Consider the following 17,312-nt stretch of genomic DNA (forward strand, 5'->3'; position numbering starts at 1 on the left):
CATCACCGGCGCACGAGGCCAGGCGCTACGCGCCGACTTCCGACTCGACCGGCCGGCTGCCGATTTCGCGCATCCAGCGTACTTCGTCTCCCGGGCTGCGGCCGAACAGCCGCTTGAACTCGCGGCTGAACTGCGACGCGCTCGCATAGCCGACCCGTGCCGACGCCGCACCCGCGCCGAGACCGTCCTGCACCATCATCAACCGGGCCTGGTGCAGGCGCGCGGCCTTCACATACTGCATCGGCGACGTCGCCGTCACGTGCTTGAACTGCGCGTGGAACACCGCAACGCTCATCCCGGCCTCGCGCGCGAGCGTCTCGACGTCGAGATCTGCCTTCAGGTCCGCATGGATGCGCCGCAGCGCCTTCGCGATGCGGCCGAAATGATGCTGCTGGACGAGCGCCGCCCGAATCGCGTCGCCCTGCGCCCCCGTCAGCACGCGGTATGCGATCTCGCGCATGATCGCCGGCCCGAGCACGCACGTGTCGTGCGGCGACGCGAGCGCTTCGAGCAGCCGCACCACCGCGTCGGCGAGCGGCGCGTCGAGCGGCGTCGAATAGACGCCGTGCGGCTCGCTGACTGAAGCACCCAGCGTCTCGTCGAGCAGGATCGCGAGCTCGGCGATCACCGCGAGATCGACGCGGATCGAGATCGCGAGAAACGGCTCGTCCATGCTCGCGAAGGTCTCGCATTCGAACGGTAGCGGCACCGACAGCACGAGATACTGCTGCGCGTCGTAGACGAACGAGCGGTCGCCGAGATAGCCGAGCTTGCGGCCCTGGCACACGACGATGATGCTCGGTTCGTACAGCACCGGCATGCGCGGCACGGGGCGGTTCACGCGGAAGAAGCGCACGCCGTCGAGCGCCGCCGGCGTATCGCCCTCGTTCGGCGCGAGACGCGCATGCAGCTCGATCATGCGGCGCCGCACACGGTCGCCCGTGTCGTCGAAAAGGGGTTGGAAGCTCACGGGCGTCGTCATGTCCGGCAAGAGAATCAGGCTCGCAATGTAGCACCTTGAAAGCGTTTTGACGGCCGTTCGCGTGCACTTCGAGAGGAATAGGCAAATCTTCGAGACCTTCGTGTATTTCGCCGACGCGGCCCGCTCCTTACGATGGGCACCTGTCTCGCCGCGTCGCCACATGATGCGGCGGCAGTCTGATTCGCCGGACTTTTTGCCGGACAAGGAGCCCCCTGCATGAGCACAACCTACGCTTACGCGGCGACCGACGCGCGCTCGCCGCTCGCCCCGTTCGAATTCCAGCGCCGCGCGCTGCGCGACCTCGACGTCCAGATCGAGGTGCTCTACTGCGGCGTCTGCCACTCGGACCTGCACCAGGCCCGCAACGAATGGCGCAACACGATCTACCCGGTCGTGCCGGGCCATGAAATCGTCGGCCGCGTGACCGCGACCGGCCCGCAAGTGTCGCGCTTCAAGGTCGGCGAGCTGGTCGGCGTCGGCTGTCTCGTCGATTCGTGCCGCACCTGCCCGAGCTGCGCGGAAGGCCTCGAGCAGTATTGCGAGAACGGCTTCGTCGGCACCTACAACGGCCAGGACCGCGTGACCGGCGACATCACCTACGGCGGCTATTCGACGCAGCTCGTCGTCGACGAGGCATTCGTGCTGCGCGTGCCCGAGACACTCGACCCGGCCGGCGCCGCGCCGCTCTTGTGCGCGGGGATCACGACCTATTCGCCGCTGCGCCAGTGGAACGTCGGGCCCGGCAAGAAGGTCGGGATCGTCGGCCTCGGCGGCCTCGGTCACATGGGCGTGAAGCTCGCGCGCGCGATGGGCGCGCACGTCGTGCTGTTCACGACGTCGCCGTCGAAGATCGAGGACGGCAAGCGTCTCGGCGCGCATGAGGTCGTGATCTCGAAGGACGAAGCGCAGATGAACGCGCACCTGAACAGCTTCGACTTCATCCTGAACACGGTCGCCGCGCAGCACGACCTGAATCCGTTCCTGCACCTGCTGAAGCGCGACGGCACGATGACGCTCGTCGGCGCGCCGGAGCACGACCATCCGTCGCCGCAGGTGTTCAACCTGATCTTCAAGCGCCGCCGCCTCGCGGGCTCGCTGATCGGCGGGATCGCGGAAACGCAGGAAATGCTCGACTTCTGCGCGGAGCACGGCATTACGTCGGATATCGAAACGATTCCGATGCAGCAGATCAATGCCGCTTACGAGCGGATGCTGAAGAGCGACGTGAAGTACCGGTTCGTGATCGACATGGCGTCGATCAAGCAGTAAGCGACGCACCAAACGAAACGGGGCCGCATGTTCGACATGCGGCCCCGTTTTGCGTCCGGTGACCGGACGACTTGGCAGCGACGCGAAGCGCGTCGCGCCGACGCTCACTTCTTGTAGTCGTAATCGACCGTCAGCGGCGCGTGATCGCTGAACTTGATGTCCTTGAAGATCGACGTGCGCTTCGCGGTGCCGGCCACGCCCGGTGTCGCGATCTGGTAATCGATCCGCCACCCGACGTTCTTCGCGTACGCCTGGCCGCGATTGCTCCACCACGTGTACTGCTCGGGGCGCGGATCGAGCGTGCGGAACACGTCGACGTAGCCGACATCGTCGAACAGCTGCGTGAGCCACGCGCGCTCTTCCGGCAGGCAGCCCGAATTCTTCTGGTTGCTCTTCCAGTTCTTGATGTCGATTTCCTTGTGCACGATGTTCACGTCGCCGCACAGGATCACCTCGCGCTTCTTCTTCAGCTCGGCGAGGTGCGGCATGAACTCGTCCATGAAGCGGTACTTCGCCTGCTGGCGCTCTTCGCCGCTCGAGCCGGACGGCACATACACCGACACGACCGACAGCTTGCCGTAGCGCGCCTCGACGTAGCGCCCCTCGGAATCGAATTCGCTGCTGCCGAAGCCGATGATCACGTCATCGGGCTCGTGGCGGCTGTACACGCCCGCGCCGCTGTAGCCCTTCTTCTCGGCGTGATGGAAGTAGCTCCTGAAGCCGTGCGGCTCGACGAATTCGGCCGGCAGGTCGTCGGCCGATACCTTGATTTCCTGCACGCACACGCAGTCGGCATTCTGTTCGCCGAGCCATTCGAAGAAGCCCTTCTTCGCGGCGGAGCGGATGCCGTTCAGGTTGGCGGTAATCACTCGCATCATGTCGGGTTCCGTTGTTCAGTTCAGTTCGATGTGGTTGCAGGTTCGCAGCCTAGCGGATCTTCACGCCTTCGAGTTCCGGCTTCGGCGGCGGGAATTCGAGCTTCATGTCGGTCATCGTGCGCAGCAGCAGCTCGGCGATCATCACGTTGCGGTGCGTCTTCGAGTTCGCCGGGATCACGTACCACGGCGCATGCTCGGCCGACGTCGCGGCGAGCGCATCGCGGTACGCCGACTGGTACGCCTCCCAGTGCTTGCGCGCGTCGAGATCGGCGATGTCGAACTTCCAGTGCTTGGTCGGATCGTCGATGCGCGCCTGCAGCCGCTCGCGCTGCTCGTCCTTCGAGATGTGCAGGAAGCACTTGACGATCGTCGTGCCGTTCTCGAACAGCATCGTCTCGAAATCGCGGATCTGCCGGTAGCGGCGCTCGCATTCCTTGTCATCGATCGCGCCGATCACGCGCGGCACGAGCACGTCTTCGTAGTGGCTGCGGTTGAAGATCGCGAGCTCGCCCGCGGCCGGTACCTGCGCATGCACGCGCCAGAGGAAGTCGTGCGCGGCCTCGATCGGCGTCGGCGCCTTGAACGACACGACGCGCAGGCCGAGCGGATCGACCTCGCGGAACACGGCGCGCACGGTGCCGTCCTTGCCGCTGGTATCCATCCCCTGCAGCACGAGCAGCACGCGCTTCTTTTGCTGCGTGTGCAGGCGCTCCTGCTGGACGTCGAGCTCGGTCGACACGGCCGACAGCCGTTCGCGGTCGGCGTCCTTCGACCCCGACGAAAACGGCTTCGCGGCCGGATCGAACGCATCGAGCTTGAATGCGGCAGCTTCCTTCTCGCGCGTGCTGTACGGCACGCGGAAATCGTCGAGCGACGGTTGTTTCGCCATTCGTTCCTCCGTTGGACGGTGCGATGCACACGCGCACACGATAACGCATGCACCAAAACGACGGGCCGCCCCGAACAGGTTCGGCGGCGGCCCGTGGTCAGGCGCGGTTCAGGCGCGCGGCCATGCTCAGCCGAGTTTCTTCTTCAGCAGCTCATTGACCTGCTGCGGATTGGCCTTGCCCTTGGTCGCCTTCATCGCTTGGCCGATCAGCGCGTTGAACGCCTTTTCCTTGCCGGCGCGGAACTCCTCGACCGACTTCGCGTTCGCCGCCAGCACCTCGTCGATGATCGCTTCCAGCGCGCCGGTGTCGGAAATCTGCTTCAGGCCCTTCGCGTCGATGATGCGGTCGGCCGCGCCTTCGTCGGTCGCCTTCTCGTCCCAGATCGTCGCGAAGATTTCCTTCGCGATCTTGTTCGAGATCGTGCCGTCGGCGATGCGCTGCAGCACCAGCGCAAGCTGCGCGGCCGACACGGGAATCGCGTCGATCTCGATGCCGTCGCGGTTCAGCTGCGACGACACGTCGCCCATCAGCCAGTTCGCGGCGATCTTCGCGTTCGCCGCGCCGGCCTTCGCGACCACCGCCTCGAAGTACGCAGCCATCGCCTTGCTCGACGTCAGCACGCCCGCGTCGTACGCGGACACGCCGTACTGCTCGACGAAGCGCTGCTGCATCGCGGCCGGCAGCTCGGGCATGCCGGCCTGCACGCGCTCGACCCAGTCACGGCCGATCACGAGCGGCATCAGGTCGGGGTCGGGGAAGTAGCGGTAGTCGTGCGCGTCTTCCTTGCTGCGCATCGAACGCGTCTCGCGCTTGTCCGGATCGTAGAGGCGCGTTTCCTGCACGACTTCGCCGCCGTCCTCGATCAGCTCGATCTGGCGGCGCACTTCGTAGTTGATCGCCTCTTCAAGGAACCGGAACGAGTTCAGGTTCTTGATCTCGGCACGCGTGCCGAACTTTTCCTGGCCGACCGGGCGCACCGACACGTTCGCGTCGCAGCGGAACGAGCCTTCCTGCATGTTGCCGTCGCAGATGCCGAGCCACACGACGAGCGCGTGCAGCGCCTTCGCATACGCGACGGCCTCGGCCGCGCTGCGCATTTCCGGCTCGGTGACGATCTCGAGCAGCGGCGTGCCCGCGCGGTTCAGGTCGATCCCGGTCATCCCGGCGAAGTCTTCATGCAGCGACTTGCCCGCATCTTCCTCGAGGTGCGCGCGGGTCAGGTTGACGGTCTTCTCGTACGCTTCCTTGCCGGCCTTTTCGTTGGCGGGCACCTGGATCGTGATCTGGCCGCCCTGCACGACCGGAATCTCGTACTGGCTGATCTGATAGCCCTTCGGCAGATCGGGGTAGAAGTAATTCTTGCGCGCGAAGATGCTGCGCGGCGCGATGGTCGAGCCGATCGCGAGGCCGAAGCGGATCGCGCGCTCGACCGCGCCGCGGTTCAGCACCGGCAGCACGCCCGGCAGCGCCAGGTCGACCGGGCAAGCCTGCGTGTTCGGCTCCGCGCCGAACTGCGTCGACGCGCCCGAGAAAATCTTCGAGACGGTCGACAGTTGCGCGTGCGTCTCGAGACCGATGACGACTTCCCATTGCGTAGTCATTGCTTACACCCCTGCCGGAACTTGCTTGTGCCAGTCGGTCGCGCGCTGGAACGCGTCGGCGACCTGCAGCATCCGGGCTTCGTTGAAATAGTTGCCGATGATCTGCAGGCCGACCGGGCGCTTCGCGTTCGCGCCGGCGCCGAAGCCGCACGGCACGCTCATGCCGGGCAGACCGGCGAGGCTCACCGACAGCGTGTAGATATCCGCGAGATACATCTGCACCGGATCGTCGCCCTTCGCGCCGAGATCCCATGCGACCGTCGGCGACGCCGGGCCCATGATCACGTCGCACGACTTGAACGCTTCCTGGAAATCGTTCGCGATGATGCGGCGGATCTTCTGCGCCTGCAGGTAGTACGCGTCGTAGTAGCCGTGCGACAGCACGTAGGTGCCGACCAGGATCCGGCGCTTCACCTCGGGGCCGAAGCCTTCGGCGCGCGACTTCTTGTACATGTCGAGCAGGTCGCCGTACTGCGCGGCGCGGTGGCCGAAGCGCACGCCGTCGAAACGCGACAGGTTCGACGACGCCTCGGCCGGCGCGATCACGTAGTACACGGGGATCGACAGTTCCGTCTTCGGCAGCGACACCGGCACGAGGGTCGCGCCGAGCGCTTCATACTGCTTGAGCGCCGCGTCGATCGACGCGCGCACGTCGTCGGCCAGACCATCACCGAAATACTCGTTCGGCAGGCCGATGCGCAGCCCCGCGAGCGGCTTGCCCGCATCGTTGCCGGCCGCCCACGGCTGGCCGAGATGACGCGTGAAATCCTCGTCGTCGCGCTCGAGGCTCGTCGAGTCGCGCTCGTCGAAGCCGGCCATCGCGTTCAGCAGCAGCGCGCAGTCGGACGCGCTCTGCGCCATCGGGCCGCCCTGGTCGAGCGACGACGCGAACGCGATCATCCCGTAGCGCGACACGCGGCCGTAGGTCGGCTTGATGCCCGTTACGCCCGCGAACGACGCGGGCTGGCGGATCGAGCCGCCGGTGTCGGTGCCGGTCGCGGCCGGCGCGAGGCGCGCGGCGACGGCCGCCGAGCTGCCGCCCGAGCTGCCGCCCGGCACGGCGTTCGTGTCCCACGGGTTCTTCACCGCGCCGAACGCCGAGTTCTCGTTGGACGAGCCCATCGCGAACTCGTCCATGTTGGTCTTGCCGAGCGTGACCATGCCGGCCGCCTGCAGGCGGGCGACGACGGTCGCGTCGAACGGGCTTTCGTAGTTCGCGAGCATCTTCGAGCCGGCGGTCGAGCGCCAGCCGCGCGTGACGAACACGTCCTTGTGCGCGATCGGCAGGCCGGTCAGCGCGCCGCCCGCGCCGCGCGCGAGCTCGGCGTCGGCGGCCTTCGCCTGCGCAAGAGTGAGGTCGGCATCGACATGGACGAACGCGTTCAGGTCGCGTGCCGCGTCGATCCGTTTCAGGTAGAGCTGCGCGAGCTCGACGGCCGAGCATTCCTTGGCGGCGAGCGCGGCGCGCAGTTCGGTCAGGCTTTTTGCGTGCATTGAGTGGTTTTCCTGGGAATTCTGGGTGGCGCGCGGCGCAGGCCGGCCGGCGCGCTTCTCATCGAATGCTTACTCGATCACCTTCGGCACGAGATAGAGGCCGTCCTGGACGGCCGGCGCCGGACGCTGGTTGTCGTCGCGATTGACGACTTCCGTCACGGCGTCGTCGCGCAGGCGCTGCGCGACTTCCTGGATCTGTTCGATCGGGTGGGCGAGCGGCGCGATGCCGGCGGTGTCGACCGCCTGCATCTGCTCGACGAGGCCGAAGAATTCATTGAGCTGGCCGAGCGTATGCTCGGCGTCGGCGTCGGCCATTTCGAGTCGCGCGAGGTGCGCGATGCGTTTCACATCGGTCAGGGTCAGGGCCATGCGATCACCGGAAAAACAAGGCGGCGCAGCGCATTGAAAACCGCGCTGCGGCGGGGGTTGGAGGGTACGATCCCACCCTCAAAAATCAGGGCCGAAGCGGCAAAAATACCGTCCGTTTCGATTCAAATACCGCGAAATTATAAGGTATCATTACGCGTTCGACCCAAACCCGGCAGCCTTTTCCCGCACCGTTTCGCCCCGCTTCGGCAAGCCGTGCGTGCTTCGTGCGATTCCCGGTAGACATCACTCGCAGCTTCGTGCGCCGCGGCGGCCGCTTCCGCCACGCTTCCCGAGGCTGTTATTTTTTCCGCTGCCCGCCCTCAGCGTTCGCTATGCAGGGCCGGCCCAGAGCGAAACAGGATTCTGAATGTTCGGTTTTTTGCGCAGCTACTTCTCCAACGATCTGGCGATCGACCTCGGCACCGCAAACACCCTGATCTACATGCGCGGCAAGGGCATCGTGCTCGATGAGCCGTCGGTCGTGTCGATCCGCCAGGAAGGCGGCCCCAACGGCAAGAAGACGATCCAGGCAGTCGGCAAGGAAGCCAAGCAGATGCTCGGCAAGGTGCCGGGCAACATCGAGGCGATCCGCCCGATGAAGGACGGCGTGATCGCCGACTTCACCGTCACCGAGCAGATGATCAAGCAGTTCATCAAGACGGCGCACGAGTCGCGCATGTTCTCGCCGTCGCCGCGCATCATCATCTGCGTGCCGTGCGGCTCGACCCAGGTCGAGCGCCGCGCGATCAAGGAAGCCGCGCACGGCGCCGGCGCATCGCAGGTCTACCTGATCGAGGAGCCGATGGCGGCCGCGATCGGCGCCGGCCTGCCGGTGTCGGAAGCCACCGGCTCGATGGTCGTCGACATCGGCGGCGGCACCACGGAAGTCGGCGTGATCTCGCTCGGCGGCATCGTCTACAAAGGCTCGGTGCGCGTCGGCGGCGACAAGTTCGACGAAGCGATCGTCAACTACATCCGCCGCAACTACGGGATGCTGATCGGCGAACAAACCGCCGAGGCGATCAAGAAGGAAATCGGCTCCGCGTTCCCGGGCTCCGAAGTCAAGGAAATGGAAGTGAAGGGCCGCAACCTGTCGGAAGGCATTCCGCGCAGCTTCACGATCTCCAGCAACGAAATCCTCGAAGCGCTGACCGATCCGCTGAACCAGATCGTGTCGTCGGTGAAGATCGCCCTCGAGCAGACGCCGCCGGAACTCGGCGCCGACATCGCCGAGCGCGGGATGATGCTGACGGGCGGCGGCGCACTGCTGCGCGACCTCGACCGCCTGCTCGCGGAAGAAACCGGCCTGCCGGTGCTCGTCGCCGAAGATCCGCTCACCTGCGTCGTACGCGGTTCGGGCATGGCGCTCGAACGCATGGACAAGCTGGGCAGCATCTTCTCGTACGAGTGATCGCCTAAGCAGTCCCGTTTGATATGGCGCACCCGCGGCGTGGCCGGATCGCTCGTTCAGAACGAACCGCCACGCCGTTCGCGCGTCTGAGCATTATTTAACCGATCGCCACGCGCCCGGCGCCGACCATGGAATACAGTCCGCCGCCCCTCTTCAAGCAAGGTCCGCCCGCGCTCGCGCGGCTCATCTTCTTCGTCGCCCTCGCCATCGCGCTTCTCGTATCGGACGCGCGCTTCAGCACGCTCGAAATCGTCCGCGGCGTGCTCGGCACCGTGCTGTACCCGCTGCAGCGCGCGGCGCTCGTGCCGCGCGACCTGTTCATGGGCGCGGCCGACATCGCCGTCACCGGTGCGTCGCTGCGCCACGAGAACGACGCGCTGCGCAAGCGCAACCTGCAGCTGTCCACGCAGGCCAACCAGGCCGCGGTGCTCGCGCAGGAGAACACGCATCTGCGCGCGGTGCTCGAGCTGCGCCAGCACATCGCGACGCATTCGACGCCGGTCGAGATCCAGTACGACACCAGCGACCCGTTCACGCAGAAGATCGTGATCGGCCAGGGTTCGCAGCAGGGCATCCAGAACGGCGCGCCGGTCGTCAGCGAGGACGGCGTGATCGGCCAGGTCACGCGCGTGTTCCCGCTGCAGGCCGAAGTCACGCTGATCACCGACCGCGATCTCGCGATTCCCGTGCAGGTGCTGCGCACCGGCCTGCGCAGCGTGATCTACGGCACGCCGAAGGGCGATTCGCTCGACCTGCGCTTCGTGCCGACGAGCTCGGACCTCGTCGCGGGCGACGAGCTCGTCACGAGCGGCCTCGATGGCGTCTATCCGCCGGGCCTGCCGGTCGCGAAGGTCGCGAAGGTCGACAAGCTCGCCGATACCGCGTTCGCGCGCGTGACCTGCGCGCCGGTCGCCGCCGTGCGCGGCGCGCGGCAGATGCTCGTGCTGCATTACCAGAACGATGTCCCGCCGCGCCCGGCCGAGCCCGAGCCGGCCGACAAGAACGCGAAGGGCAAGAAGGGCGCGAAGGCCGCCGCGAAGAGCGACAAAGCCGACAAGGCCGAGAAGGCCGACGCGAACGCGAAGCCGGCCGCCGCGGCCGCACCCGGCGCGAAACCGGCGCCGGCTGCACCTGCCGCCCCCGCCGCTCCGGCCAAGCCCGCCGCCGCGCCCGCGAAGCCCGCGGCCGGGCAACCAGGAGCCCAGCGATGAACCGCCCGCAATACATCCTGCAGCCGGTCAACCCGTACTTCATCGTCTTCAGCCTCGCCGCCGCGTTCCTGCTGAACCTGATGCCGTGGGGCCGCCTGCCCGGCGTGCCCGACTTCGTCGCGCTCGTGCTGCTGTTCTGGAACATCCACCAGCCGCGCAAGGTCGGAATGGGCGTCGCGTTCGCGCTCGGCATCCTGATGGACGTGCATGACGCGGGGCTGCTCGGCGAGCATGCGCTCGCCTATACGCTGCTGTCGTACGGCGCGATCACGATCCACCGCCGCGTGCTGTGGATGCCGATCGGCGTGCAGGTGCTGTACGTCACGCCGCTGCTCGTCGTCGCGCAGCTGGTGCCGTTCGTGATCCGCCTCGTGATGGGCGCCGCGTTTCCCGGCTGGCGCTATCTGGTGGACGGCTTCGTCGAGGCCGCGCTGTGGCCGATCGCGAGCCACCTGCTGCTGATGCCGCAACGCCGTCCGGTCGACCCGGACGATACGCGCCCCATCTGAGCCGGACCGACCTTGAATACCCGCCGCCCCCACGCCCGCGCGCCGCGCTCCGGGGCGGCTCCTCGCCCGCGCGCGCTCGCCGCGCACGGGCCAGATCGATCGTAACCGCATGACCGAATTCAACGACACCCAACAGCAGCTCTCGAAGTTCCGCCTGCGCGTCGCGGCGGCGGGCGTGTTCGTGTTCGTCTGCTTCGGGCTGCTCGCGAGCCGCTTCTTCTACCTGCAGCTGATGCAGCACGGCAAATACGCGCTGCAGGCCGAGGAAAACCGCATCTCGGTCGCGCCGATCGTGCCGAACCGCGGGATCATCACCGACCGCAACGGCGTGGTCCTCGCGAAGAACTATTCGGCCTACACGCTCGAGATCACGCCGTCGAAGCTCGACGACACGCTCGACAACACGATCGACAAGCTGTCCGAGATCATCCCAATCGACGCGCGCGACCGCCGCCGCTTCAAGAAGCTGCAGGAAGACTCGAAGAACTTCGAGAGCCTGCCGATCCGCACGCGCCTCACCGACGCGGAAGTCGCGCGCTTCACCGCGCAGCGCTTCCGCTTTCCCGGCGTCGACGTGCGCGCGCGGCTGTTCCGCCAGTACCCGCTCGGCATGACGGCCGCGCACGTGATCGGCTACATCGGCCGGATCTCGAAGCGCGACCAGGATCGCATCGACGCGATGAGCGACGACAACGACAGCGACCAGGAACACTACGATCCGCGTCGCGACGCGAACAACTACAAGGGCACCGACTACATCGGCAAGATCGGCGTCGAGCAGAGCTACGAAACCGAGCTGCACGGCCTCACGGGCTTCGAGGAAGTCGAGGTGACGGCCGGCGGCCGGCCCGTGCGCACGTTGTCGCGCACGCAGGCGACGCCCGGCAACAACCTCGTGCTGTCGCTCGACATCGCGCTGCAGCAGGTCGCCGAGCAGGCGTTCGCCGGCAAGCGCGGCGCGCTCGTCGCGATCGAGCCGAAGACGGGCGACGTGCTCGCGTTCGTTTCGTCGCCAAGCTTCGACCCGAACTCGTTCGTCGACGGCATCGACCAGCAGACCTGGGACGAACTGAACAACTCGCCCGACAAGCCGCTCCTGAACCGCCCGCTGCACGGCACCTACCCGCCCGGCTCGACGTACAAGCCGTTCATGGCGCTGGCCGGCCTGACGCTCGGCAAGCGCACGCCGGGCTGGGGCTTCCAGGATCCCGGCTACTTCACGTTCGGCGGGCACACGTTCCGCAACGACGTGCGCTCGGGCCAGGGCTGGGTCGACATGAACAAGGCGATCATGGTGTCGAACGACACCTACTTCTACATGCTCGCGCGCGATCTCGGCGTGAACGCGATCGCGAACTTCATGAAGCCGTTCGGCTTCGGCCAGATCACCGGCATCGACATCCAGGGCGAGGCGCGCGGGATCCTGCCGTCGACCGACTGGAAGAAGAAGGCGTTCAAGAAGGCCGCGCAGCAGAAGTGGTTCGACGGCGAGACGATCAGCCTCGGGATCGGCCAGGGCTACAACTCGTACACGATCCTGCAGCTCGCGCATGCCACCGCGACGCTCGCGAACAACGGCGTCGTGATGAAGCCCCACCTCGTGAAGGAAGTCGAGGATCCGATCACGCGCGGGCGCCACCTGACCGTGCCGAAGGAAAGCGAAACGATCCCGCTCAAGCAGGCCGACATCGACGTCGTGAAGCGCGGGATGGAGAACGTGATCGAGAATCCGTCCGGCACCGCGTACAAGGTGTTCCGCGGCGCGTCGTACCTCGCGGCCGGCAAGACCGGTACCGCGCAGGTGTTCTCGCTGCAGGGCTCGAACTACAAGGGCCACCTGCTCGCCGAGCACCTGCGCGACCACGCTCTGTTCATCGCGTACGCGCCGGTCGACCATCCGCAGATCGCGCTCGCGCTGGTCGTCGAGAACGGCGGCTGGGGCGCGCAGGCCGCGGGCCCGATCGCGCGCCGCGTGCTCGACTTCTATCTCGTCGAGCGCCAGAAACCGGAGAACGAGGCGGCCGCCGTCGCCGCCGCCGCGTCGGCGACCGAGCCGATCAGCGCACCGGTGATCGGCGATGCCTCGAAGGCAGTGTCCGTCGCGGCCGGCTTCAAGGCGCTGCCGCAGCCCGTCGTGCCGGCCGCGGCCAGCGCGGCGGATGCGGCATCGGCCGCGTCGGCGCCCGATGCGTCGGGTGCGGCCGCGGCAAGCGCGGCGCAGCCCGCCGACGCGAGCGCCGCGGCGCCGAGGGCCGCGAGCCTGCCGCCGATCCGGCGCCCGCACCGGCCGCGCCGGCCCGCCAGCGACGCGCAGCCGCTCGCCGCCGCGCCGCGCGACGACAACTTCCGTGTCACGGCCTCCGCGAAAGCGGTGAACGCCGGCACCGCTCATTAACGGAGAAAGGCATGCAATTCGACAAGCGCGCCTGGCTCGACAAGATCAAGCAGATGTTCGCGGGCTTCGACCGCCCGCTCGCCCTCATCGTGTTCCTGCTGCTGTGCGTCGGCATCGTCACGCTGTACAGCGCGTCGATCGACATGCCGGGCCGCGTCGAGGATCAGCTGCGCAACATCCTGCTGACGTTCGTGCTGATGTGGGTGATCGCCAACATCCCGCCGACGACACTGATGCGCTTCGCGGTCCCGCTCTATACGTTCGGGGTCACGCTGCTGGTCGCCGTCGCGCTGTTCGGGATGACCAAGAAGGGCGCGAAGCGCTGGCTGAACGTCGGCGTCGTGATCCAGCCGTCGGAAATCCTCAAGATCGCGACACCGCTGATGCTCGCGTGGTACTACCAGCGCCGCGAAGGCGGGCTGCGCTGGTACGACTTCATCGCCGCGTTCGCGATCCTGCTGGTGCCGGTCGGCCTGATCGCGAAGCAGCCCGACCTCGGCACGGGCCTGCTCGTGTTCGCGGCCGGCTTCTTCGTGATCTACCTCGCGGGCCTGTCGTTCAAGCTGATCGTGCCGGTGCTCGTCGCGGGCGTGATCGCGGTCGGCTCGATCGCCGTGTTCGAAGAGCGCATCTGCCAGCCCGAAGTGCAGTGGCCGCTGATGCACGACTACCAGAAGCACCGCGTGTGCACGCTGCTCGATCCGACCTCCGACCCGCTCGGCAAGGGCTTCCACACGATCCAGGCCGTGATCGCGATCGGCTCGGGCGGCGCGCTCGGCAAGGGCTACCTGAAGGGCACCCAGGCCCACCTCGAATTCATTCCGGAGAAGCACACCGACTTCATCTTCGCGGTGTTCTCGGAAGAATGGGGGCTCGCCGGCGGCCTCGTGCTGCTGACGCTGTACATGGCGCTGATCGCACGCGGGCTCTATATCGCCGCGCAGGGCGCGACGCTGTTCGGCCGGCTGCTCGCGGGCTCGCTCACACTCGCGTTCTTCGTCTACGCATTCGTCAACATCGGGATGGTGAGCGGCGTGCTGCCCGTCGTCGGCGTGCCGTTGCCGTTCATGAGTTACGGCGGCACCGCACTCGCGACGCTCGGTGTCGCGATCGGCATGATCATGAGCGTCGGGCGACAGCGGCGGTTGATGAAGAGCTGACGGCGCGGCGCGACACGGCACGCAGTCGAAAGTAATGAAAAACGGCGCCTCGGCGCCGTTTTTTCGTTCTGCGCGTATCGCATGGCGCCGGCGCTGCCTACTCACTGCGGTGGCGTCGCGCGCGGGCTCCCATGATCCGCACCGGCGCCCGATGCAGGCTCCTGCGCCTTGAGCCGCGCGCTCAGTTCCTTGAATTTCAGCCCGGCCGTCTCGTCGCCCTGCGCGGCCGCGGCCGCGTAATACGCGCGCGCGATGTTCAGGTTCTGCGTGACGCCGTCGCCACCGCGCTCGTAGAACGACGCGGTCACGTACTGCGCGGTCGGCTCGCCCGCGTCGGCCGCCTGCTTGTACCACTCGAACGCCCGCCGGTTGTCGCGCGGCGTGCCGCGCCCGTCGAGGAACTGGTTCGCGAGCGACAGCTCGGCCTGCACGTGCCCCTGCTTCGCCGCGCGCAGGAACCAGCGGTGCGCTTCGGCCGGGTTGCGCGCAACGAACTCGCCGTCGTCGAACATGCGCCCGTACACGTACTGCGCATGCGACATGTTCGCGTCGGCCGCCCGCTTCAGCCAGCGCAGCCCTTCGTCGACGTTCGCGGTCACGCCGACACCCGTGAGCAGCATCATCGCGTAGTTGAACTGCGCGAGCCGGTCGCCGCGTTCGGCCGCGTCGTGGAACTGCACCAGCGCCGCGCGATAGTCGCCCGCGTTGTAGTCGGCCACTGCGGATTGCGTCTCGCGCGCCGGGTCCGGCTTCGCGTGCGGCGCATTCTGCGCAACCGCCGCGACGCATACGGCCCACAGCCCGAGCAGCGCGCCGATCCGCCCGCGTACACCGGCCGTAAGCCGCACACCTTCGTGCCCCGCGCCGTCGCCATCGTTCATGACCGCACCTCCTGCAATGCCTGGCGCGTCGCACGCAGCAGCCAGCTCACGTCGGCCGACAGCGTGATCATCCGGAAGCCGGCCTCGCGATACTGGCGCGCGGTTGCGGTATCGCTCGCGAAGATGCCGACCGCGACGCCGGCCTGCTTGCCGGCCGCGAGCACGCGCGCGATCGCGGTTTCGACGTCCGGATGGCGGCTGTCGCCGAGGTGCCCGAGGCTTGCCGCCAGATCGGCCGGGCCGACGAACAGGCAGTCGACGCCCGGCGTCGCGGCGATCCGCTCGACTTCGTCGATACCGCGCGCCGATTCGATCTGCACGATCACCGCGACCTGCGCGTTCGCCGTCTGCAGGTAATCGCGGCGCATGCCGAACGCCGCCGCACGCACCATGCCGGCCACGCCGCGCAACCCGTCGGGGGAATCCGGCGACGGGAAGCGCGTGAGCCGCACCGCGTGCGCGGCCTCGTCGGGCGTCTCGATGCACGGGAACATCAGCGTGCGCGCGCCGGCGTCGAGCGCGCGCTTCACGAGCCACGGCTCGCGCCCCGGCACACGCACGACGGGCTCGCTCGGCAGGTGCGCGGCGGCCAGCGCGCGCAGTTGCGACGCGACGTCGCGGCTGTCGTTCGGCGCATGCTCCATGTCGATGCAGAGCCAGTCGTAGCCGGCGTGGGCGAGCGCTTCCGCGGCCGAATCGCAGCCGAGCGACAGCCACAGGCCGTACAGCGGCTCGTCGCCGTCGTGCAGGCGTTGTTTGAGGGAATTGGTGAGCGTGCTCATCGATACGGGCTCCTGGACGGAACGGCAATCGAACGGGACAAGCAACGGGCGAAGCGGGCGCAATGCGCCGGGCCGCGATGCCCGGCGGCGCCGGACCGGGCCCTGGAACGTCAGTCGGTCGTGAGCAGCGGATCTGACAGCGCAGGCCGCGCGATGTCGCACGGATGCGTTTTCCGGTGCCACGCAACGATCATAGCGCGGCGTCACGCGGAATGTGGGAACAGGCGGGGAACGGCGCCGGGCGAGGCCGCGCGGCGCGGCGGCAGGCAGCCCGCGCCGGCTGGCGGGGCTGCCGGGAAGGCAGGATCAGCGGCCGGGCTGGCGCTCGACGTCGGCCCAGCAGTTCGGCGTTTCGTACAGGCGCACGCGCTCCAGGCGCAGGTTCACGCCGTAGTGCGCGTCGTACACGTTCGCGAGGATGTCGAACGCGATCGCCGCGAGGTTCTCGACGGTCGGGATCCGGTCGAGCACGACGGTCTTGTGGTCGGCCATCTGCTCGAGGAACGAGCGCACGACTTCGTCGCGCGCATAGACCAGGAACGCGTGATCCCACTTGTTGACGAGGTGCTCGACCGCGAGCGCCTTCACGTCGGCGAAGTCCATCACCATGCCGCGGTCGGGCGCCCCCTCGGTATCGACGAGATCGCCGCGCAGCGTGACTTCGAGCACGTAGCGATGGCCGTGCAGGTTGCGGCACTGGCTGCGGTGATCGGGAATGCGGTGGCCCGCGTCGAATTCGAGTTTTCGGGTAATCAGCACGATGTCAAAAGCCGTGGCTCAGGGAATGTTCAGATATTTGTGGGTCTGCATCGACAGCCGCCACTGCGGATGCCGCTTGCACCAGTCGATCGCGAGCTTCGTATTGAGGTCGCGCGACGGGCCGTCCATCGGCTGCACGAGAAAATACTCGAAATCGAGCTTCGCGTAATCGGCCAGCCGCTGGTTGTCCTGCGGGATCACGACCTTCAGTTCGTTGCCCTTCGTGACGACGAGCGGCGCGTCGGCCTTCGGGCTCACGCAGATCCAGTCGATCGTCTCGAGCACCGGCAGCGAGCCGTTGGTCTCGATCGCGATCTCGAAGCCCGCCGCGTGCAGCGCGTCGACGAGCGGCTGGTCGAGCTGCAGCATCGGCTCGCCGCCCGTGCAGACGACGAAGCGGTGCGCCTCGCCGTCCGGCCACAGGCCGGCGATCGTCGCGACGAGCGCGTCGGCGTCCTTGAACTTGCCGCCGTTCTCGCCGTCGGTGCCGACGAAGTCGGTATCGCAGAAGCGGCACACGGCGTCCGCCCGATCCTCTTCGCGACCCGACCACAGATTGCAGCCGGCGAACCGGCAGAACACGGCCGGACGGCCCGCGTTCGCGCCCTCGCCCTGCAACGTGTAGAAAATTTCCTTGACCGCGTAAGTCATCGTGCTTCGTCCGGCTCGCGCCGCTCGTTGTCGATCAGAATCCGTTATCCATCCGGCGCGGCCGGCGCAC

General features: G+C 67.4%; 16 protein-coding genes. 6 read left to right on the forward strand and 10 right to left on the reverse strand.

All coding sequences use genetic code 11. The features are described 5' to 3' along the window. Positions 1–25: 25 nt before the first annotated feature. The gene (locus tag DIE02_RS17975) at positions 26–970 is read right to left on the reverse strand and encodes an AraC family transcriptional regulator (RefSeq protein WP_044847827.1); all 945 of its coding nucleotides are present in this window, start codon (positions 968–970) and stop codon (positions 26–28) included. Positions 971–1,198: 228 nt separating this feature from the next. Between DIE02_RS17975 and DIE02_RS17980 the strand changes: the two genes are divergently transcribed. Continuing rightward, positions 1,199–2,251, forward strand: coding sequence for an NAD(P)-dependent alcohol dehydrogenase (locus DIE02_RS17980; protein WP_124486697.1), 1,053 nt, complete (start codon positions 1,199–1,201; stop codon positions 2,249–2,251). Between the two features lie 104 nt (positions 2,252–2,355). On the opposite strand, the gene DIE02_RS17985 is transcribed toward DIE02_RS17980, so the two are convergent. The 5 genes from DIE02_RS17985 to gatC all read right to left on the reverse strand — a co-directional run bounded on the left by DIE02_RS17985 (position 2,356) and on the right by gatC (position 7,483). Next, positions 2,356–3,129, reverse strand: coding sequence for an exodeoxyribonuclease III (locus DIE02_RS17985; protein WP_044847825.1), 774 nt, complete (start codon positions 3,127–3,129; stop codon positions 2,356–2,358). A 49-nt stretch (positions 3,130–3,178) separates the two neighbouring features. Continuing rightward, complete coding sequence (locus tag DIE02_RS17990; protein ID WP_124486698.1) at positions 3,179–4,018, reverse strand: polyphosphate kinase 2 family protein; 840 nt, start codon at positions 4,016–4,018, stop codon at positions 3,179–3,181. A gap of 126 nt (positions 4,019–4,144) precedes the next feature. After that, positions 4,145–5,620 carry an Asp-tRNA(Asn)/Glu-tRNA(Gln) amidotransferase subunit GatB gene (gene gatB, locus DIE02_RS17995; RefSeq protein WP_044847823.1) on the reverse strand — a complete coding sequence of 492 codons (1,476 nt, stop codon included), beginning with the start codon at positions 5,618–5,620 and terminating at the stop codon, positions 4,145–4,147. A 3-nt stretch (positions 5,621–5,623) separates the two neighbouring features. Further along, positions 5,624–7,114 (reverse strand): Asp-tRNA(Asn)/Glu-tRNA(Gln) amidotransferase subunit GatA, encoded by a 1,491-nt coding sequence (gatA, locus tag DIE02_RS18000; RefSeq protein ID WP_124486699.1) that lies wholly within the window; start codon positions 7,112–7,114, stop codon positions 5,624–5,626. 69 nt (positions 7,115–7,183) lie between these two features. Beyond that, positions 7,184–7,483 (reverse strand): Asp-tRNA(Asn)/Glu-tRNA(Gln) amidotransferase subunit GatC, encoded by a 300-nt coding sequence (gene gatC, locus DIE02_RS18005; protein ID WP_006407213.1) that lies wholly within the window; start codon positions 7,481–7,483, stop codon positions 7,184–7,186. Positions 7,484–7,850: 367 nt separating this feature from the next. Between gatC and DIE02_RS18010 the strand changes: the two genes are divergently transcribed. From DIE02_RS18010 to rodA, 5 genes are all read left to right on the forward strand, one after another. After that, positions 7,851–8,894 carry a rod shape-determining protein gene (locus tag DIE02_RS18010; RefSeq protein WP_004189550.1) on the forward strand — a complete coding sequence of 348 codons (1,044 nt, stop codon included), beginning with the start codon at positions 7,851–7,853 and terminating at the stop codon, positions 8,892–8,894. Positions 8,895–9,022: 128 nt separating this feature from the next. Then, positions 9,023–10,105 (forward strand): rod shape-determining protein MreC, encoded by a 1,083-nt coding sequence (mreC, locus tag DIE02_RS18015; RefSeq protein WP_124486700.1) that lies wholly within the window; start codon positions 9,023–9,025, stop codon positions 10,103–10,105. Further along, positions 10,102–10,614 carry a rod shape-determining protein MreD gene (gene mreD, locus DIE02_RS18020; RefSeq protein ID WP_009687274.1) on the forward strand — a complete coding sequence of 171 codons (513 nt, stop codon included), beginning with the start codon at positions 10,102–10,104 and terminating at the stop codon, positions 10,612–10,614. The genes mreC and mreD overlap by 4 nt, the downstream gene beginning before the upstream one ends. 109 nt (positions 10,615–10,723) lie before the next feature. Then, positions 10,724–13,009, forward strand: a complete 2,286-nt coding sequence (mrdA, locus tag DIE02_RS18025) for a penicillin-binding protein 2 (protein WP_124486701.1) — start codon at positions 10,724–10,726, stop codon at positions 13,007–13,009. Positions 13,010–13,020: 11 nt separating this feature from the next. Then, complete coding sequence (rodA, locus tag DIE02_RS18030) at positions 13,021–14,169, forward strand: rod shape-determining protein RodA (protein WP_044847360.1); 1,149 nt, start codon at positions 13,021–13,023, stop codon at positions 14,167–14,169. Positions 14,170–14,270: 101 nt separating this feature from the next. On the opposite strand, the gene DIE02_RS18035 is transcribed toward rodA, so the two are convergent. The 4 genes from DIE02_RS18035 to queE form a co-directional block, all read right to left on the reverse strand. After that, entirely contained in the window at positions 14,271–15,050 is a 780-nt protein-coding gene (locus tag DIE02_RS18035) for a tetratricopeptide repeat protein (RefSeq protein WP_124486702.1), read from the reverse strand. After that, entirely contained in the window at positions 15,047–15,832 is a 786-nt protein-coding gene (locus DIE02_RS18040; RefSeq protein WP_044847358.1) for an HpcH/HpaI aldolase/citrate lyase family protein, read from the reverse strand. The genes DIE02_RS18035 and DIE02_RS18040 overlap by 4 nt, the downstream gene beginning before the upstream one ends. A 306-nt stretch (positions 15,833–16,138) precedes the next feature. Continuing rightward, positions 16,139–16,591: a 6-carboxytetrahydropterin synthase QueD gene (gene queD / locus DIE02_RS18045; RefSeq protein WP_044847357.1), complete on the reverse strand. Its 453-nt coding sequence runs from the start codon at positions 16,589–16,591 to the stop codon at positions 16,139–16,141. Positions 16,592–16,609: 18 nt separating this feature from the next. Continuing rightward, positions 16,610–17,242 (reverse strand): 7-carboxy-7-deazaguanine synthase, encoded by a 633-nt coding sequence (gene queE / locus DIE02_RS18050; protein ID WP_044847356.1) that lies wholly within the window; start codon positions 17,240–17,242, stop codon positions 16,610–16,612. Between the last annotated feature and the right edge of the window lie 70 nt (positions 17,243–17,312).

Source organism: Burkholderia sp. Bp8991 (assembly GCF_003853795.1).
Lineage (GTDB): Bacteria > Pseudomonadota > Gammaproteobacteria > Burkholderiales > Burkholderiaceae > Burkholderia.